This is a genomic window from Erwinia papayae, assembly GCF_058241465.1.
This window is the reverse complement of the sequence record NZ_JBZCHT010000013.1, coordinates 735,196-754,523: the sequence shown is the minus strand read 5'-3', so window position 1 is coordinate 754,523 and position 19,328 is coordinate 735,196. Positions and strand designations below refer to the sequence as shown.

The window sequence follows — 19,328 nt, the reverse complement described above, 5'->3', positions numbered from 1 at the left end:
TCCTGTTCTGAATCAAAATTCCTTAGCAAAATCATCTTATAGTAGACGTGCTTATAACACTCAAAAGAGGAATGGAAGATGAAAGCTGCCGTGGTAAATCAAGATCACTCTGTTGACGTCGTGGACAAAAAGCTGCGCGCCCTTGCACACGGCGAGGCGTTGCTGAAAATGGATTGTTGTGGCGTTTGCCACACTGATTTGCATGTAAAAAATGGCGACTTTGGCGACCGCACCGGCGTGGTGCTGGGACATGAAGGTATCGGTGTGGTGAAAGAAGTGGGCCCGGGGGTGACGTCGCTTAAGGTGGGCGATCTTGCCAGCGTTGCCTGGTTCTATGAGGGATGCGGTCATTGTGAATATTGCACCACCGGCAATGAAACACTGTGTCGTGATGTTAAGAATGCCGGTTTCACCGTAGATGGTGGCATGGCCGAAGAGTGCATCGTGGTGGCGGATTATGCGGTGAAGGTGCCGGATGGTCTGGATTCAGCCGCGGCCAGCAGTGTTACCTGCGCAGGGGTGACAACCTACAAAGCGGTAAAAGTTTCCGGCATTCAGCCGGGCAAATGGATTGCCATTTATGGCCTGGGTGGTCTGGGCAATCTGGCATTGCAGTATGCGAAGAATGTGTTTAATGCCAAAGTAATTGCGATAGATGTCAACGACGCCCAGTTACAGTTTGCCCGCGATATGGGTGCGGACCTGCTGATTAACCCGGCGAAGGAAGATGCGGCGAAGGTCATTCAGGAGAAAACCGGTGGCGCTCACGCTGCGGTGGTCACTGCGGTAGCCAAATCGGCATTTAACTCTGCGGTGGATGCGATGCGCGCCGGGGGCAGGGTGGTTGCGGTGGGTCTGCCGCCAGAATCCATGAGCCTGAATATTCCACGCCTGGTGCTGGATGGTATTCAGGTGGTGGGTTCGCTGGTTGGCACTCGGGAAGATCTGGCAGAAGCGTTCCAGTTCGCCGCCGAGGGCAAAGTGGTGCCGACCGTGACCAGAAGGCCGGTTGAGGACATTAACACCATTTTCGACGAGATGCTGGAAGGCAAAATTAAAGGACGTATGGTTATCGACTTCGCCATGAAGTAGCCCCGGACCTGGGAGCAAGCGATAGATAAAAAGGGGGCGAGTGCTATATCGCCCCCTTTTCTGTTCGTGACCTGGCAGAGCCGCAGCCTGTCAGGCGTTCATAAAAAAACTGGAACGCTCAGGCGCTTCAGGCTCCAGACAATTACAGACAGTGAGCCACAACAATGAGAGCAACCAACCGGTATTGTTTAACATCGACCTTCCCTTGATTAATGGCGTTGACAGCATAAATGTATATCTGAAAGTAAAAATCGCCACTTCCCCCGCCCTTTTTGTTCATCCGCTCGTTTTATCATCCCGCCCCGCAAAAAATATCCTCTATGTTTATAACCTGTCTGGCGTGGTTTCTGGCCGGATGTGATGACCCTGCTGAGGATGATTATGGTGTTAAAAATTTTTCACGGTCTGTTACCTGCGGCCCTGTTAATGTTCAACGCAGCGGCAGCCGAGCCGACCACGCCGCAGTTTGGCGCTGAATTACAGGGCTTTGATTTTACCTTGCCGGTGCAGAGATTCAGCTTTACGTCCCAGGGACAGGCGCTGGTGATGGGCTATATCGACAGCCAGCCGCAGGGAGAAGCGAATGGCCGGACGGTGGTATTGCTGCACGGCAAAAATTTTTGCGGTATCACCTGGCAGGACACCATCACGGCATTAAATCACGCCGGATACCGGGTTATCGCGCCGGATCAGATCGGCTTTTGCACCTCAACCAAACCGATGCGCTATCAGTACAGTTTTCAGCAGCTGGCGGCGAATACCTGGCAACTGCTCGACAGTCTGCATCTCAGTGACATCATTCTGGTGGGACATTCAACCGGCGGCATGCTGGCCACTCGTTATGCGTTGATGTATCCGCAGCAGGTGCAGAAGCTGGTGCTGGTGAATCCGATTGGTCTGGAGGACTGGAAGGCGAAGGGGGGGCCGTGGCGCAGCGTCGATCAGTGGTATCAACGTGAACTGAAAACCTCGGCGGCCAGCATTAAAAAGTATGAGCTGAATACCTATTACGTAGGCAAGTGGAAGCCGGAATATGACCGCTGGGTCACCATGCTGGCGGGACTGAACAACGGGCCTGGGCATCAGGCCGTGGCCTGGAACTCCGCTTTAATCTACGACATGATTTTCACCCAGCCGGTGTATTACGAATTCAAAGACCTCACCGTGCCGACCACATTAATTATTGGTACTGCTGACACCACGGCAATAGGTAGCGATATCGCGCCGCCGCAGGTCAGGGCAAACATCGGCCATTATGATGTGCTGGGCAGGCAGGTGGCGGCCCTGATCCCTCACGCCAGGCTGATTGAATTGCAGGGGATGGGACACGCGCCGCAGATGGAAGATCCGGCAGGTTTCAATCGGACGCTGTTAAGCGATATCAAAAAATAGCGAGGTGCCCGGTGTTTGCCGGGCTATAACCTCAGGCTATAGCCTGGCAATAAACAAGCATTATCCCGCCCCCGGCATTGATGAAATAGTCTTCTCAGGCAACCCTGCAACCTGACAAGAGACTCTGGCTATGCTTATCCCTCAACCCTATCTGTTATTTCTTGGCGATGTGACTGACCCGCTGGCGGCGAAAACGGCGCGCGGCATTCAGGTCTGGCGGCCTGAACAATGTGTTGGGCAGATTCGCCTGCCCGGCTGCTCGGTCTCACTGGGCCTGAGTGATATGACGATTGCCGACGCCATCACGGCCGGAGCCAGAACGCTGGTGCTGGGCACCGCCAATGCCGGCGGTTTTCTGCCAGAGCACTGGCTGGAGACGGTGCGTGCTGCTATCAGCGCAGGTATGAACGTCGCCAGCGGCCTGCACTATCGGCTGGTGGATAATCCGGAGCTGGTGGCGCTGGCGAAAACGCATCAGGTTGAACTGTTTGATATCCGCCACATGCGGCCAAAACTGGACGTCGGCAGCGGTAAAAAACGCAGCGGCAAGCGCGTGCTGACCGTAGGCACCGACTGCTCGGTGGGCAAAATGTACACCTCCCTGGCACTGGAATCAGCGATGCGCGAGGCAGGCCTGAAGGCCGATTTCCGGGCGACCGGACAGACCGGCATTCTGGTGGCAGGTGAAGGGATCGCCATTGATGCGGTGATCGCTGATTTTATTGCCGGTGCGGCGGAAGCGCTCTCCCCGGCCAACGATGACGACCACTGGGATATCGTTGAAGGACAGGGTTCTTTGTTTCACCCCTCCTATGCGGGTGTCAGCATGGGGCTAATCCACGGCGCGCAGCCGCACTGGCTGGTGATGTGTCACGAAATGCATCGCCCGCATATGCGCCATCTGCCCCACCAGCCGATGGTCAGCCTTGCGGACTGCGTACAGGCCAACCTGCAAGCCGCCAGAGTCACCAGCGAGAACGTCCGGCTGGCGGGTTTTGCCATCAATACCTCCGACTTCAGCGAACAGCAGGCCCGTGACTATTGTCAGCAGGTGAGCGATGAGTTTGGCGTACCGGCGACCGACCCGGTGCGTTTTGGTATCGCTGACATTGCCGCCCTGCTGAAGGAGCAGGGCTGATTATGCGCCGTATGCAGGTTGAAGTGGTGGAGCTACCGCTGGCGCGGCCCTTTGCCATTGCCCGGGGCACCCGTACCGCAGTCACCGTGGTGCGGGTGACGCTGGAGCAGCAGGGATTTATCGGGCGCGGCGAATGTACGCCGACCGCGCATTACCACGAAAGCGCTGACAGCGTTACCGCGCAACTGGCCGCCGTGCAGGAAGACGTTGAAAATGGCCTGTCGCGGGAGGCATTGCAGAGCCGGTTACTGCCTGGTTCTGCACGAAATGCGCTGGACTGTGCGCTGTGGCGTCTGCAGGCGGCGCTGAACAAACAGACCCTGTGGCAGCATCTGGATACCGTGCCGCCGCAAACGGTCATCACGGCGGAAACCCTCAGCCTGGACGGCGTCGAACAGATGGCGACGGCGGCAGCCGACGCGGTTTCTCGCGGGGCGGTGTTGCTGAAAATCAAGCTGAACCGCGAACTGATTCTGGAGAAGGTGGCGGCCATTCGCGCGGTAGCCCCGCAGGCCACGCTGATTATTGATGCCAACGAATCCTGGAGCGGTCTGGATCTCAGCAGCCTGTTCACTGCGCTGACGCAGTACAGCATAGCGATGATTGAGCAACCCCTGCCTGCCGGAAATGACGCGGATTTGCAGCGTTTTGACCATCTGATCCCGGTCTGCGCGGATGAAAGCTGTCACCACCTGGGCGATATCGCGGGCCTGCGCAATCGTTACGAAATGATCAACATCAAGCTGGATAAATGCGGCGGTCTGAGCGAAGCGCTGGCGATGGTGCAGGTTGCCCGGCAGCATCAGCTGCGGCTGATGGTGGGCTGTATGCTCGGCTCGTCGCTGGCCATGGAAGCGGCGCTGCCGGTGGCGGTGGCGGCGGAGCACGTCGATCTTGACGGCCCAATCTGGCTGGCGGCAGACAGTTCGCCTTATCTCTCTTATCACCAGGGACGTATCTGGCTGTGACGCAGCCTGCAACCGGAGCCAGCATGACGGAAATTCTTCAGCCCGCCTCAGCAGGCGGCACCTGCTCACCGGTATTACAGGTGAAGGACCTCAGCGTCAGCTTCAGCGGCCGGGCTGGACGAAATCTGGCGCTGAAAGGCGTCTCTTTCAGCATCAATAAAGGAGAAATTGTCGCCGTGGTGGGGGAAAGCGGCTCCGGTAAATCCGTGACCTCGCTGGCGGTGATGGGACTGCTGGCACCGTCGGCCACCATTGAGCAGGGAAGTATTCACTTCACCCCGCGCAGTGGCACGGCGACCTCTCTGCTCAGCATGAACAGTCAGGCGCGGCGCAGGCTGCGCGGTCGGGAGATGGCGATGATTTTTCAGGAGCCGATGACTTCGCTGAATCCGGTGCTGCGGGTGGGCGACCAGCTGACCGAAGCGCTGAAAGACCATCAGCTGTGTGACAGCAAAACCGCACAGGCGAAAGCGCGGGCGCTGTTGCGCAAAGTGCGTATTGCCGATGTGGAGCGGGTGATGAAAAGTCATCCCCACTCGCTTTCCGGCGGGATGCGCCAGCGGGTGATGATTGCTCAGGCGCTGGCCTGCGATCCACAGCTGTTGATCGCCGATGAGCCGACCACCGCGCTGGATGTCACCGTGCAGGCGCGTATTTTACAAATTCTGCGGCAGTTGCAACAGCAGAGCGATATGGCGGTGCTGTTTATCACCCACGATATGGGCGTGGTGGCAGAAATTGCCGATCGTGTGGTGGTGATGTATCGCGGCGAAGTGGTGGAGCAGGGCAGCGTACAGCAGATTTTCAGCCAGCCGCAGCACAGTTACACCCGGGCGCTGCTGGCCGCCGTTCCGCTGCTGGGCGATATGCAGGAAAAGCGCTGGCCGCAGAGTTTCCCGCTGCCGGGTGAGGAACGGGATGACGACGCGGGGGTGCAGCAAACCGCACGCTACGAAGAGAAGCCGCTGCTGGATATCCGTGGGCTGAAAGTTTACTACCCGATCCGCAGCGGATTGTTTTCGGCGCTGACCCACCGCGTCCATGCGGTGGAGCAGATTGATTTTTCCCTGTGGCCCGGCGAAACCCTGGCGATAGTCGGGGAGAGCGGCTGCGGCAAATCCACCACCGGCCGGGCGCTGTTGCGGCTGGTGTCCAGTGAGGCGGAGAGCATCCATTTTCGCGGTGAAGAGATAACGCAGCTGAAGGAACCGGCTTTTCAGCTGTTGCGCCGTGAGATGCAGATGGTCTTCCAGGACCCTTATGCCTCGCTTAACCCGCGTCTGACGGTGGGCTTCACCATCGCTGAACCCCTGCTGTTGCACGGACTGGTTAAATCCCTGGAAGAGGCGACACCGCAGGTGCAGGCGCTGCTGAAAAGCGTCGGACTGCTGCCTGAGCACGCCCGCCGCTATCCACATGAGTTTTCTGGCGGCCAGCGTCAGCGTATTGCCATCGCCCGTGCCATGGCACTGAAACCGCAGGTGATCATTGCGGATGAAGCGGTATCCGCTCTCGACGTCTCGATTCAGGCACAGGTGATTAACCTGATGATGGATTTGCAAAAAGAGACCGGTGTGGCGTGGATTTTTATCTCCCATGATATGGCGGTGGTGGAGCGTATTGCTAACCGCGTGGCGGTAATGTATCTGGGCCAGATTGTCGAAATGGGTCCGCGCCAGTCGGTGTTTAACCATCCGCAACATGCTTACACCCGTCGCCTGCTGGCTTCCGTGCCCGTCGCCGATCCTGAGCGACGCAGCGTGCGTGAGCTGGACGACGCTGAAATCCCTTCGCCGCTGCGCAAAGCAGGCGTTGAAGTGGCAAAACTTCGCTACCGCCAGGTTGCCCCGCACCACTGGGTGGCAGAAGGCGATGCTTTTAATACCTCACCAGGAGAGACACCATGAAGCCTTCAGTACGCCGTTCTGCCGTCGCCCTTGCGCTGTCACTGTGCCTGTGCGGCATGGTTCAGGCCCAGGATTTGCGGATTTCCGCCTATGTCGATATCACCGGGCTTGATCCGCACGACACCTCGGATAATGCCAGCTATTCCGTGCAGAGCGGCATCTTCGAGCGCCTGTTCCAGTTCGACAACAAAATGAAACTGGTGCCGTGGCTGGCTACCGATTACAGCAGTAATGCCGATGCGACCGAGTTCACCCTCAACCTGCGCAGCGGTGTGACCTTCCAGGATGGCACCCCCTTTGATGCCGAAGCGGTAAAAGCCAACCTCGACAGGCTTGCCGATCAGAGCAAAGGCCTGAAGCGTAACAGCCTGTATAAGATGATCAACACCGTCACCGTCACCTCCCCGACTCAGGTGAAGGTAGCGCTCAACCGCTCCTTCGGCGCGTTTATCAACACCCTGGCGCACCCGTCGGCGGTGATGTGGAGCCCGGCGGTGCTGAAGCAATACCCGCAGGAAGCCCAGTTGCGTCTGCATCCGACCGGCACCGGTCCGTTCCGCTTCGTCAGCTGGCAGCCGGGTAAAGAGGTGAAGCTGACTAAATATGACGGCTACTGGCGCAAAGGCTGGCCGAAGGTGGATAACGTGATGATCTCTCCGGCACCGGAAGATGCCACCCGGGTGGCGGCGCTGAAATCCGGTCAGGTCGACGCCATCTATCCGTTACCTTCTGACTTGATTGCCACCGTGCAGAACGACAGCAAACTGGCGGTGCAGCGTGATGAAAGCATCTACCTCTATTACCTGGCGATGAATAATCAGCACAAGCCGCTGGCGGATTTACGCGTACGTCAGGCAATTAACTACGCCATCAACCGCGATATCTGGCTGAAAGTGGCCTGGGCGGGAATGGGCAAACCGGCCACCTCTGCCATTCCGCCAGCGGTGCAGTTCTACAGCAAACAAAGTGAGCCGGACTACAGCTATAACCCGGCGAAGGCAAAAGCACTGCTGAAAGAGGCGGGTTACGGCAGCGGATTAGCGTTGAAGCTGTGGGTGACCAATACCACCTCCAGCGTCCGCGCGGCGCAATTCCTGAAACAGCAGCTGGGGGCAGCCGGGATCAGCGTCAAGGTGACGCCAATGGATTCCGGGGCGCGTGACGCGAAATTGTGGGGCGTGAAAGATCCGAAGCAGGCTGAATTCGACCTGTACTATGGCGGCTGGTCCACCTCCACCGGCGACGCTGACTGGGCGCTGCGTCCGCTGTTCGCCAGCGAATCCTGGGTGCCGACGTCGTACAACGTCTCTTACTACAGCAACCCGGAAACGGACAAAGCCATTGCCGCCGGACTGCAAACCGCCGATCCGGCGAAACGGGCTGCGGCCTATGCCGACGCGCAAAAAATCATCTGGAAAGATGCGCCGATTGCCTTCCTTGGCTCACCGGACAACCTGGTCGGGAAAAAGAAGAATCTTGAAGGAGTGTCATTGCTGGCTGACGGCTCGTTGCTGTTTACGCAGGCCGAGTTCAAATAATCGATCCGGGCGGGAGCGCTCCCGCCTGTGCTACCGGGAAATCGCCAATGTTTGCTTATCTCCTCCGACGTTTGCTGGAAATGATCCCGGTGCTGCTGGTGGTCTCGCTGTTGGTTTTTGCCTTTATTAAGTTATTGCCGGGCGATCCGGCGCGTATTTATGCCGGTCCGGACGCGCCCGTGGAAGCGGTCGAGGCGGCGCGGCAGCATCTGGGGCTGAACGACCCGTTGCCGCAGCAATATCTGCACTGGCTGAGTGGCCTGTTCAGGGGCAATTTGGGCGTCACTTACCGCACCCAGCAGCCGGTGACTGAGGTGATTGCCCAGGGATTTATGCCGACGCTGTGGCTGGCGATGGCAGGTTTTACCTGGTCGGTGCTGCTGGGGCTGGGCATTGGCGTGGTGTCGGCGCTGAAACGCGGGAAATGGCCGGACTGGCTGCTGATGAGCGTGGCGGTCGGTGGCATCTCCATGCCGCCATTCTGGCTGGGACTGCTGCTTATCCAGTTTGTGGCGATGCCGTTTGGCCTGTTCTCTGTCAGTGGTTTCAACAAGGCCAGCGATATTATTCTGCCCGCGCTGACGCTGGGTTCATCGGTCGCGGCGGTGATGGCGCGCTTCACCCGCTCGGCGTTTCTGGAAGTGGCCCAGGAAGATTATGTGCGTACCGCCAAAGCAAAAGGGCTGCGTAATCGGCTGGTTACATGGAAACACATTATGCGTAATGCGCTGATCCCGGTGATCACCATGCTGGGGTTGCAGTTTGGCTTTTTGCTGGGCGGATCGATTGTGGTGGAAACCGTGTTCAGCTGGCCGGGTCTGGGCTGGCTGCTGATCGAATCGATCAAAAGCCAGGACCAGCCGGTGATTCAGGCACTGGTAATGCTGTTTGTATTTGAATTCATTGTGATTAATTTGCTGGTGGATCTGCTGTATGCGGTGGTTAACCCGGCGATCCGACTGCGTCAGGAGCCTGCATGAAGACTCACTCCCACACCGCGCTGGCCGGTAGCGCAGAGGATAACAGCCGCTTGCGTTCCCCGTGGCGTGATTTCCTGCAACAGCTGTTGCGTAACCCGCTGGCGCTGCTCTCCGGAGGATTTATCCTGCTGCTGGTGATGGTGGCGCTGTGTGCGCCCTGGCTGGCACCGTGGGACCCGATGACGCCGGACTGGATGGCGCTGTCGTCACCGCCTTCTGCCGCCCACTGGATGGGGACGGATGATCTTGGGCGGGATGTGATGAGCCGCATTATCTACGGCGCGCGCATTTCGCTTTACGTCGGCGTGCTGTCGGTCACCTCCGGAATGGTGGTGGGCATCCTGCTGGGGTTGCTGGCGGGCTACTATGGTCGCTGGGTGGACACGCTGATTATGCGCGGCTCTGACGTGCTGTTTGCCTTTCCCGGAATGCTGCTGGCGATTGCGGTGGTGGCGATTCTGGGGCCAGGGCTGAATAACGTTATCATTGCCGTGGCCATTTTCAGCGTGCCGGTATTTGCCCGTATCGTGCGGGCGTCGACGCTGTCGCTGAAGCAGGCGGCCTATGTCGAGGCGGTGCGCTGTGCGGGTGCGCCGGACCGGGTGATCATCCTTCGTCATATCCTGCCGGGCACGCTGTCCAACGTTATTGTCTATTTCACCATGCGCATTGGCACCAGCATCCTTACCGCCGCCGGGCTCAGTTTTATTGGTCTGGGGCCGGAGCCGGACGTCCCGGAGTGGGGCAATATTCTGGCGATGAGCCGCAGCATGATGATGGCCGGGCAGTGGCATGTCAGCGTCTTTCCCGGCCTTGCCATTTTTATCACCGTGCTGGCGTTTAATCTGTTGGGAGATGCGCTGCGCGATACCCTCGACCCCAAACTGAAAGGATGACGGATGGATTACCAACGGGCGGCGGTTGAGCTGTTACTGCAACGCTGGCGTGCCAGCCGCCAGCTGGGCGCACCGCGTGGTACGCCTGGCCTGAGCAACAGTCTGAGTGATGTGCCTGGCGTACGTGTTGGGCATAACACGCTGGATGACGGTGAACGGCAGACCGGCGTAACGGCAATCGTGCCACCGGGCGATAATCTGTTCCTCAACCCATTGCCCTGCGGCGTTGCAGTGCTGAACGGTTTCGCCAAGCCGGTGGGGTTGATCCAGATTGAGGAGCTGGGCGTACTGCAAACGCCGATCCTGCTGAGTAACACGCTGGCGGTGGGGACGCTGTTTACCGCGCTGGTGCGCGATGCCATCGGGCGCAATCCTGAACTGGGCCGCTCGTTGCCGACGGTCAATCCGCTGGTGCTGGAGTGCAATGACGGCTGGCTGAATGATATTCAGGCGCTGGCGGTAAGCGAACAGATGGCGTTCCGCGCGCTGGCCGATGCCAGTGCCGACTTCGCCCGTGGTAGCGTCGGTGCCGGTCGCGGGATGAGCTGTTTCAGCCTGAAGGGCGGCATTGGGACGGCCTCACGGCGGTTACCTGCGCTGAATGCCACGCTGGGCGTACTGGTGCTGGCAAACTTTGGTGCCCTGAATGCGCTGACCCTCGACGGCGTGCGGATGGGGGAGGCGATCGCGCCATTACTGCCTGCGCTGACGCCGCAGCGTGATGCCGGTTCCATTATCATCATCATGGTCACCGATGCGCCGCTGGATGCACGACAGCTGAAGCGCGTGGCGAAACGCGCAGGTGCCGGGCTGGGGCGGCTGGGCAGCTACTGGGGACACGGCTCCGGTGATATTGCTGTGGCGTTTTCCACCGCCGGCACCCCACAACCGCCGGAGGAGTCCACCCTTGAGCCGCTGCTGGCAGCGGCGGCAGATGCGACCGAATATGCGGTGCTGGATGCGCTGCTGAGCGCGCAGGCGATCACCGGCTTTCGCGGTCATCACCGTCCGACACTGAGTGAGGTGCTGGACAGGCTGGCGCTGTCCGGCGTCAGCCCGCTTATTTAACTGTTGCGCCGAACAGGCTGTTTACCGGCCCGGCGCGTTGCTTATTACCAAAGGTCACCGATGAAAATTTTTATTTCTGCCGATATCGAGGGTGTTGCGGGCGTGATGCGCCCGGAGCAGTGCAGTCCGGGCCATGCGGAATATCAGCTGGCGCGGGGACTGATGGAACAGGAGGTCAACGCTGCGATTGCCGGCGCGTTTGCCGGAGGGGCCAGCGAGGTGGTGGTAGCGGACAGCCACGCTCAGATGACCAATCTGCGGGCGGAAAATATCGACCCACGCGCGCGTCTGGTGCAGGGCAAACCGCGTGGCCTGTCGATGGTGGAAGGGCTGGCGCAACAGCAGTATGACGGCATGATGTTTGTTGGCTATCACAGCGCGGCCGGGGAATCTGGCGTACTGGCTCACACCATCAACGGACGGGCATTTTACCGGGTGAAGATCAACGGGGAAGTGATGGGCGAAAGCGACATTTATGCCGCCGCCGGTGCGGAGCGTGGTACGCCGCTGTGGCTGGTGACCGGCGATGATACGCTGCAAAAATGGATCGCCCATTACTATCCCACCGTCGATTATGTCTGCGTCAAACGGTCCATTTCGCAAACCTGCGCGGAATCTCTCAGTCCACAGTCAGCCTGCGCTGCCATCCGCGAGGCGGCGGAACGGGCAGTAAGGCAGGCGCGTACAGGGCAAACCTCCCGGTTGCAGGCACCTCTGACGCTGGAGCTGATGGTGGCGAAGCCGGTGCTTGGCGATCTGTTCTGCCTGATCCCCGGCGTGCAGCGGCGGGATGCGGTGACGGTCAGCTATAGTGCGGCGGATATGGCAACCCTGGTCAGCCTGCTCAGTGCCTTTTCGTATCTGGCCACCACGCAGAACTAAGGTGATGTCTGTCGTCGTTATTTGTTGGTGCTGGCAGAACACGACGAGGTAAGGTAGTATCGGTACAATATGTACAATATGTACAATATGTACAATATGTACAATATGTACAATATGTACCGATCATAAGGAGGCTTTTATGTTCAGCTTCAGCGCGAGTGATGCCAAAGTACAGTTTGGTGAGATGATGGCAAAAGCGCAGCGTGAGCCTGTTGCCATCACTAAAAATGGCCGCCCTTCTGTGGTGGTGATATCTGCTGAAGAATACGACAAGTTAGAAATGATTAAGCTGCAAAACCTCAAGGCGTTGATTACCCGCTCTGTTGCTCAGGCGGAAAGAGGCGACCTGCATGGAATTGATGATGTATTCAGCGATCTTTCTGTTGATGAACTGGCTGCCGCAGGAGATAAAACGCAAGGATGACTGTTCTCTTTACGCAGGAAGCAAAAGTACAAATTCGTGCTATCAGGGCTTACTCCAGCCACCGCTGGGGGAAAGAAGTGGCCGACCTTTACGCCAGAGCGTTGCGTGCGACCATTACCTCAACGCTTGACCAGCGACCTTCTCCAGGACGTGACAGAAGCGGCGATCTTGCCGCTGGCGTGCGAAGTTTTCCATGCGAAAGCCACATCATCTATTACAGGGAAGTTGCCACTGGGATTGAGATTCTGGCCGTATTGCATCAGTCTCAGGATCCTGTTCGCCACTTATAACACATCCCCTGTGTTTCAACGCTGCCAGCGCACCATGCGGCTTCTGTTCAGCGCCAGACGCAGGCTGTCGCCATCGACCTGCATCGAAAAACGCTTCTGCCAGGGGCCGTCCTGCGCGGTAGCCAGCAGTCTGCCGTTGCCCAGTGAAATCAGCGAGGCGGTCATCGCCGCCGGGCCGACCCCCATCACCATTCTGTCACCCGTAATCACTAACTGGCTGCGCTGAGCGGGTAAAACCCAGCGGCCCTGCACCGCATCCAGCGAGGCGCTGTCAGCGTTCGCCGGTACAAAACGCCTTGCCGCAAGGCCAATCTCTCCGCAGATGGCGTTGCCATCCTGTCGCAGGCGCAGCGGGAACGTGCCGGAGAGCGAGACGGCTTCCCCCGGATTTTCGCCGTGATACACATTTTCGCTGTGGCCCAGCCACTCGATACTGTCGGCCCTGACGTTCAGCCAGTCGCAGTCATCCTCCGCCACGTAGAGGCCAGGCCTCAGCGCATGGCCGCGCACCGCATCTGCCTGGCCGAGCAGACTGTTCATCACCGCCAGCGCGGAATCATAACTGGCGACATCCTCGCGGTTTGCCACCAGCGCCAGGCCCACTTTTTGCTGTGGATCGAGCAGGAAGTAGCTTTTGTAACCGGCATGAGATCCCCCGTGGCCCACCAGTTGCACACTGCCCGATCGCGAATGCGCGATACCCAGACCATAGCCGGTCAACCGGCCATCTGCCAGCTGACGTGGGGTGGCAACAGATGCAAGCGCGTCCGGTTGTTGCAGCAGATGTTGTAGCCAGCGGCTGAGGTGGTTAACGCTGCCGGTAAGACAACCGGAGGCGGAGAGGTGCAGACCGGCACTGGCCAGCTGCCACTGCTGCCCCTGCCGCCAGTAGCCCGGCACCAGCCCCGGCACGATATCAAACCAGCTTTCGGGCGCGGTGAAATTGAGATCCAGCGGTTGATTGATATGTCGCCGCAGCAGATCGGCAAACAGAATACCCTTTGCTTTTAGCGCCTCTTCCACCAGACGGTAACCGGTGTTGGAGTAAGAGATTTCGCTGCCGCACGGATAGCTCAGGCTGCGCTCTTCACTGAGAAACGCCAGCAGATCGGCCGCCTGGGTGGCGTTGTACACCGACAGGCCAAGCAGCGACAGGGTTTCCCGCACATCGGGCAGGCCTGCGGTCATATCCAGTGCCTGACCGACGGTCACCTGGCCGTTCTCACCGCTCAGTTGCGGCAGATGCTGCGCCAGCCGGTCTGTCAGCCTGATATGTTGTTGACAGTGGCCGGTGACCAGTGCGGCGAAAATGTGCTTGGTAACGGAGGCGAACCGCACCACCGTATCGCCGCTGAAAGGCGTTCCCTGTGCCAGATCGGCCAGTCCGCCGCAGCTGACGCTGTGCACCGTGTCGCTGTCGAACAGGACGATTGCGCCGCCGGGTTCGCCCGGCTGGCCCCAGCCTGCGGTGATGCTGTCCGCCAGCTGCCGCGCTTTCTGCCAGTTGAGCGTCATGCCGGTTCCTCCAGCGTGACGCTGAGATCGAACAGCTCAGCGGTGTGTGGATGTTGAATACGGCGGGCGCGCAGATCGTCTGCACTCAGCTGTTCGACCATTTTCCCCTGCTGCATCACACCGATTTTCTCGCAAAGATGGGTCACCACCGCCAGGTTATGGCTCACCATAACCCAGGTCAGTTTGCGCTGCTCGCGCAAGTCGCTGAGCAGATTGAGGATTTCTGCCTGAACGGAGACATCCAGCGCCGAGGTTGGCTCATCCAGCAGCAGGACTTCCGGCTCGATTATCAGCGCCCGGGCAATCGCCACGCGCTGGCGCTGGCCGCCGGAGAGCTGGTGGGGGAAACGAAAGCGTACTGCGGCAGGCAGGCCAACTTCCGACAGCGCCTGGGTGATGCGCTGCTCGGCACGATCAAAACGATGTACCAGCAGCGGCTCATGGAGGATGCGGTCGATAGTCTGACGGGGATGCAGCGAGCCATACGGGTCCTGAAACACCATCTGTACCTGGCGAAAGAAGTTACGGCCACGCACTGCTGAGAGCGCCATGCCGCCAAACCGCATCTGCCCGCGCCAGTGGTGATTCAATCCAGCCAGCGCACGCAGGATGGTGGACTTACCGGAGCCGCTTTCGCCAACGATTCCAAAGCTGCCGCCATTCGCCACGCTGAACGACACGCCTTTCACCACCTGCTGTGCTGCAAAATCAATTTGTAAATCGGTAACCTCGATCATAACGCTCCTTATTCGTCCCGCCACGCGGCTTCGCGCTGCATGACCGGCAGACGATTGCGGGGATGACGCAGCGACGGCAGGCAGGCCAGCAGCCCCTGAGTATAGGGATGCTGTGCCTGATGCAGATCGGCGGCGTTGAGCATCTCAACGATCCTCCCGGCATACATCACCGCGACGCGATCGCAAAAATGCGACACCAGCGGCAGATCGTGGCTGATCAGAATCAGTCCCATTCCGCGTTGCGAAACCAGATCGTCAATCAGCCGCAGGATCTCAGCCTGCACCGTCGCATCGAGCGCGCTGGTTGGCTCATCGGCGATCAGCAGCTCCGGATCGGGGGCCAGCATCATGGCGATCATCACCCGCTGGCCCATGCCGCCGGAAACCTCATGCGGATAACGTTTTGCCACCTGCTGTGGGTCGCGGATTTTCACCTGAGCCAGCAGATCGACAGCGGCAACCATCGCTGCACGCCTGCTGCCACCTTTGTGCTCACGCCAGGCTTCGGCAATCTGCTGACCAATGGTCATCACCGGATTCAGCGAATATTTCGGGTCCTGCAAAATAAAACCAACCCGTTTACCGCGTACCTGACGCAGGGTTTTTTCGCTGGCACCGCGCAGATCGATGCCGTCAAAACTCAGTGCATCCGCCTGCACCTTCGCGCTGGCAGGCAGCAGCTGCATCAGGCTGCGTGCGGTCAGAGATTTGCCGGACCCGCTTTCACCGACGATGGCGAACTTCTCTTTGCCAACGCTGAGAGAGAAACCGCGCACCGCGTCGAACGTCTCTGAACCGCTGGTGAAGCTGATGCGTAAATTTTGAATATTGACCAGCATTTACTGCTCCTTCGGGTCAAGGAGGTCACGCAGGCCGTCACCAAGAAAGTTAAACGCCAGCGAGGTTAAAAAGATGGCGATGCAGGGCATCAGCGGCACCCACCATTCGCTGAACAGAAAACGCCGTGCGGTGGCGATCATCGTGCCCCATTCCGGTGAGGGGGGCTGGGCGCCCATACCCAGAAAACCCAGGCTGGCTGCGGTGATGATGATCGAACTCATATCCAGCGTTACGCGCACAATCAGACTGGGCACGCACAGCGGCATGACGTGGCGCAGAATAATGCGCAGTGGCGAAGCGCCGCTCAGGCGGCTGGCGGCGATAAAGTCGCTGTTGCGAAACTGCAAGGTTTCGGCGCGCGCCAGACGGGCATAAGGCGGCCAGGCGGTCAGCGCAATCGCCAGAATGGCGCTTTCCACGCCGGGTTTCAGCGCGGCAACGAAAGCCAGTGCCAGAATCAGTCTGGGGAAAGCGAGAAAAATATCGGTCAGACGCATCAGCGCTTTATCCAGCAGCCCGCCGCTATAGCCTGCAATACAGCCAATAAACAGCCCGACAGGGGCGGTGATCAGCACGATAATAATCACCATGCCCAGGGTGGTACGGCCCCCGAACAGAATGCGCGTCCAGATATCGCGGCCCAGCTCATCGGTGCCCAGCCAGTGAAGAGATGAAGGGCGCGCAAGGCGGTTAGCCAGGTCCTGGAAGCCAGGGTCGTAAGGTGTTAACAGCGGTGCGGCGATCGACACCAGCAACATCAGCACAATGATCGCCAGACCGCTCATTGCCAGTGGATGGCGCTTCAGGCCCAGCCACAGCCGGTAGCGACGTCCCCATATCGCCTGGCGACGGGTACCAGGCGTTTCATCGAGCAGCCAGGCTCTGGTTAACATAGTCATTTCACTCTTGGGTCCCATAAGCGGTAGAGAATATCGGCGCAGAGGTTAAGCAGCACATAGACCGTACCTACCAGCAGCGTCGCGCCGACTACCGGATTCATGTCGGCATTCAGCAAGGAGGTGGTCAGATACTGGCCCAGCCCCGGCCAGGAGAAGACGTTTTCTGTCACCACCGCACCCTCCAGCAGACCGGCATAGGTCAGCGCCAGCACGGTGACCAGCTGTACCGCCACGGTCGGAAAAGCGTGCCGCCAGATAACCCGGCGTGATGACAAGCCCTTTGCCCGCGCGGTAATCACAAACTCGCCGCTCAGCGCATTGAGCATAAAGGTGCGGGTCATGCGGGTGATATACGCCATGCTGAACCAGGCGAGGATCAATACCGGCTGGGCCATATGGGCGAGGGCATCGCGAAAAGCGTCATAGTCTTTTGCCAGCAGCGCATCCACCGTCAGCAGGCCGGTGACCTGGGGGACCATATCCTGATAAATGATGTCCTGCCGTCCCGGCCCTGGCGCAATACCCAGCACGGCGTAGAAGATAAGCAAACTGAGCAGCGCCAGTACAAATACCGGCAGGGAGTGCCCGGTCAGGCACACCACGCGTATCAGCTGATCGCTCCATTTGCCCTGCCTGACCGCCGCCCAGACGCCCAGCGGGATGCCGATAATGGCGGCGACAACGATCGCTGCCGTTGCCAGCTCCAGCGTCGCCGGGAAAAAGCGGGCAATATCCTCGCTGACCGGATTTGAAGTCAGCACCGAACGGCCTAAATCACCGTGCAGAATCTGCACCAGATAGTGCCAGAACTGCACCCACAGCGGCTAATCCAGCCCCATCTCCTGACGCACACGTTCCACTGTCGCCTGCGGAGCGTTATCGCCTAACGCGGCCAGCACCGGATCGGTCGGCATCACCCGCCCAATAAAGAAGGTCAGCAGCGCCAGGCCACATAGCGTCAGCAGCAGGCTTCCCAGCGTGCTGAGAAATCTTTTTAATTGCGGCATCAGACTTTTTTACCCGCTCATAAGGGTTGTCGTTCAGCACGGTAATCTGCATGCCTGTCACGCCTTTGCTACCGGCCCAGGTGTTCAGTTTCTGGAACATGAAGATAAACGGGCTTTTTTCACGATGTAGCGTCTGAATCTTTTCATACAGCGCGATGCGCTTCTGTGCATCTTTCTCGTGCAGCGCGTCCGCAGTCAGTTGGTTGAACTGTTGATCAGACCAGCTGCAACGCCACGCCAGCGAACGCACCCGGGCATTGTCGCTGTTATCGGTGTTGACGCTGAAGGCTTCGGTATTGGAGTTGGGATCGAAGTAATCGGCACCCCAGACGGTCAGCGCCAGCTGATGTTGACGGGCGCGCATTTTCGTCAGTACCTGCCGGTTTTCAGCGGCGATCAGCTGCAATTTAATGCCAATCGCCGCCAGCTGTGTCTGAAGAGTCTGGGCAATATCCGGAAACGGCTGAGCGGAGTAGTGATCGAGGGTTAGTTCAACGCCGTCCGGATAGCCCGCCTCAGCCAGTAACGCTTTGGCTTTTGCCACGTTAAGGCGAAAAGGCTGATCGTCAAGTGCCGCCGGGAATCCGGCAGGCAGCAGGCTCTGGTGGGTTTTCCAGGTTAGTGGAATGATATTTTTCTGAATGCTGTCATAGTCGATCGCCCATTTCAGCGCCTGCCATACCTGCGGTTTGCTCAGGTGTTCATTTTTGGTATTACAGGACATCAGCATGATGGTTCCCACTCTCTGCTGCACCACATGGAAATTGCTGTCGTTAAGCAGCGGCCGTAGCTGTTCTGTGGTCAGGTCGCGAGCGATATCCACATCGCCTTTTTGCAACATCAGCAGCTGCGCGGAGGGGTCGATAATGTGTTTGGCAATCACCCGTTTGATGGCGCTTTGCGAAGGATGATAGCTGTTTTTCTCCAGAATCACGCTCTCGCTGGCTTTCCACGCGCGCAGGGTGAAAGGGCCACTCCCCGCACTGTGCTGCTTGATCCAGCCATTGCCCTGATCATCGCCATTTTGATTAGCCAGCGCGATTTTCTTCTGCACGATGCTGCCGACCGGTGCGGAAAGGCAGTAGAGCAGGAAGGTTTCGGCGGTGGGCTCACTCAGATGCAATTCCAGCGTGTGCTCATCTTTCGCCACAATCATCTGCTCAACATTCTCTTTGGTGAAGCCAAACTGATTGATAATAAAGGCCGGACTTTTATCCAGTTTAACCACGCGTTGCAGAGAAAATGCTGCGTCATCGGCGGTCAGCGGGCTGCCATCGGCAAATTTTATCGTGGGGTCGAGATGAAAAGTGCAGGTCTTGCTGTCACTGCTCATTTCCCAGGATTTTGCCAGCTCACCCACCACTTCATTGGGCTTTTCCGGATTTGACATCACCAGACGCTGATACAGGTTGCCGCAGATTTCAGAGCCAATCGCTTCGAAGCTCTCCGCCGGATCAAGGCTGGTCATATTGTCGAGCTGCATCGCCATCACCAGCATGGCCGGTGGGGTGGCGGCAAAGGCGCTGTCAAACGAGAGATAAGAGAGAAAAGGAACGGCGCTGCATCCTGCAAGAAAACGTCTTCTGGTAACCATAATTTCTCCAAAGTATTGAAAATAAACAATTTTAATGTTGGATTTTGCGTCGTTTATCTTGACAGCCCGCCACGTACTCAGGTACTAGTGGAGGGGGGGAACTTATTTTATCCGGCAAATCAGGTTGCGCTGTGGTGGTGCGGTTGCGCCATAAAATGGCA

Annotated in this window: 17 protein-coding genes and 1 pseudogene; 12 read left to right on the top strand and 6 right to left on the bottom strand. The window is 58.5% G+C overall.

Annotation, left to right across the window (positions count from 1 at the left end):
- Nucleotides 1-78 precede the first annotated feature (78 nt).
- The 12 genes from adhP to AC3RPL_RS19575 all read left to right on the top strand — a co-directional run bounded on the left by adhP (nt 79) and on the right by AC3RPL_RS19575 (nt 12,575).
- Nucleotides 79-1,092: an alcohol dehydrogenase AdhP gene (gene adhP, locus AC3RPL_RS19630; RefSeq protein ID WP_490741242.1), complete on the top strand. Its 1,014-nt coding sequence runs from the start codon at nt 79-81 to the stop codon at nt 1,090-1,092.
- 381 nt (nt 1,093-1,473) lie between these two features.
- Nucleotides 1,474-2,484, top strand: a complete 1,011-nt coding sequence (locus AC3RPL_RS19625; RefSeq protein WP_490741241.1) for an alpha/beta fold hydrolase — start codon at nt 1,474-1,476, stop codon at nt 2,482-2,484.
- A 130-nt stretch (nt 2,485-2,614) separates the two neighbouring features.
- Nucleotides 2,615-3,622, top strand: a complete 1,008-nt coding sequence (dgcN, locus tag AC3RPL_RS19620; protein WP_261653574.1) for an N-acetyltransferase DgcN — start codon at nt 2,615-2,617, stop codon at nt 3,620-3,622.
- 2 nt (nt 3,623-3,624) lie between these two features.
- Nucleotides 3,625-4,590, top strand: coding sequence for an N-acetyl-D-Glu racemase DgcA (gene dgcA, locus AC3RPL_RS19615; RefSeq protein WP_490741240.1), 966 nt, complete (start codon nt 3,625-3,627; stop codon nt 4,588-4,590).
- Between the two features lie 23 nt (nt 4,591-4,613).
- A complete protein-coding gene (locus AC3RPL_RS19610) occupies nt 4,614-6,497 on the top strand; it encodes an ABC transporter ATP-binding protein (protein WP_490741239.1) in 1,884 nt (627 codons plus the stop codon).
- Nucleotides 6,494-8,035, top strand: a complete 1,542-nt coding sequence (locus AC3RPL_RS19605) for a glutathione ABC transporter substrate-binding protein (RefSeq protein ID WP_490741238.1) — start codon at nt 6,494-6,496, stop codon at nt 8,033-8,035. Before AC3RPL_RS19610 ends, AC3RPL_RS19605 begins: the two co-directional genes overlap by 4 nt.
- Before the next feature lie 47 nt (nt 8,036-8,082).
- On the top strand, nt 8,083-9,015 hold the full coding sequence (locus AC3RPL_RS19600) for an ABC transporter permease (RefSeq protein ID WP_490741237.1): 933 nt from the start codon (nt 8,083-8,085) through the stop codon (nt 9,013-9,015).
- Nucleotides 9,012-9,911 carry an ABC transporter permease subunit gene (locus AC3RPL_RS19595; protein ID WP_490741236.1) on the top strand — a complete coding sequence of 300 codons (900 nt, stop codon included), beginning with the start codon at nt 9,012-9,014 and terminating at the stop codon, nt 9,909-9,911. Before AC3RPL_RS19600 ends, AC3RPL_RS19595 begins: the two co-directional genes overlap by 4 nt.
- Before the next feature lie 3 nt (nt 9,912-9,914).
- Nucleotides 9,915-10,979 (top strand): DmpA family aminopeptidase, encoded by a 1,065-nt coding sequence (locus tag AC3RPL_RS19590; RefSeq protein WP_490741235.1) that lies wholly within the window; start codon nt 9,915-9,917, stop codon nt 10,977-10,979.
- 60 nt (nt 10,980-11,039) lie between these two features.
- Nucleotides 11,040-11,861: a M55 family metallopeptidase gene (locus AC3RPL_RS19585; RefSeq protein WP_490741234.1), complete on the top strand. Its 822-nt coding sequence runs from the start codon at nt 11,040-11,042 to the stop codon at nt 11,859-11,861.
- A gap of 139 nt (nt 11,862-12,000) precedes the next feature.
- On the top strand, nt 12,001-12,285 hold the full coding sequence (locus tag AC3RPL_RS19580) for a type II toxin-antitoxin system Phd/YefM family antitoxin (protein ID WP_490741233.1): 285 nt from the start codon (nt 12,001-12,003) through the stop codon (nt 12,283-12,285).
- Nucleotides 12,282-12,575, top strand: a complete 294-nt coding sequence (locus AC3RPL_RS19575) for a type II toxin-antitoxin system RelE/ParE family toxin (RefSeq protein WP_490741232.1) — start codon at nt 12,282-12,284, stop codon at nt 12,573-12,575. Before AC3RPL_RS19580 ends, AC3RPL_RS19575 begins: the two co-directional genes overlap by 4 nt.
- Before the next feature lie 15 nt (nt 12,576-12,590).
- Here the strand turns inward: AC3RPL_RS19575 and AC3RPL_RS19570 are convergent, their stop codons facing one another.
- From AC3RPL_RS19570 to AC3RPL_RS19545, 6 genes and pseudogenes are all read right to left on the bottom strand, one after another.
- Nucleotides 12,591-14,090, bottom strand: coding sequence for a serine hydrolase domain-containing protein (locus tag AC3RPL_RS19570; protein WP_490741231.1), 1,500 nt, complete (start codon nt 14,088-14,090; stop codon nt 12,591-12,593).
- Nucleotides 14,087-14,827, bottom strand: coding sequence for an ABC transporter ATP-binding protein (locus AC3RPL_RS19565; RefSeq protein ID WP_490741230.1), 741 nt, complete (start codon nt 14,825-14,827; stop codon nt 14,087-14,089). The genes AC3RPL_RS19570 and AC3RPL_RS19565 overlap by 4 nt, the downstream gene beginning before the upstream one ends.
- An 8-nt stretch (nt 14,828-14,835) precedes the next feature.
- The gene (locus AC3RPL_RS19560; protein ID WP_490741229.1) at nt 14,836-15,666 is read right to left on the bottom strand and encodes an ABC transporter ATP-binding protein; all 831 of its coding nucleotides are present in this window, start codon (nt 15,664-15,666) and stop codon (nt 14,836-14,838) included.
- On the bottom strand, nt 15,667-16,566 hold the full coding sequence (locus AC3RPL_RS19555; RefSeq protein ID WP_490741228.1) for an ABC transporter permease: 900 nt from the start codon (nt 16,564-16,566) through the stop codon (nt 15,667-15,669).
- Nucleotides 16,563-17,513, bottom strand: a pseudogene (locus AC3RPL_RS19550) (ABC transporter permease). Before AC3RPL_RS19550 ends, AC3RPL_RS19555 begins: the two are co-directional and overlap by 4 nt.
- Entirely contained in the window at nt 17,443-19,167 is a 1,725-nt protein-coding gene (locus tag AC3RPL_RS19545) for an ABC transporter substrate-binding protein (protein WP_490741227.1), read from the bottom strand. Before AC3RPL_RS19545 ends, AC3RPL_RS19550 begins: the two are co-directional and overlap by 71 nt.
- Between the last annotated feature and the right edge of the window lie 161 nt (nt 19,168-19,328).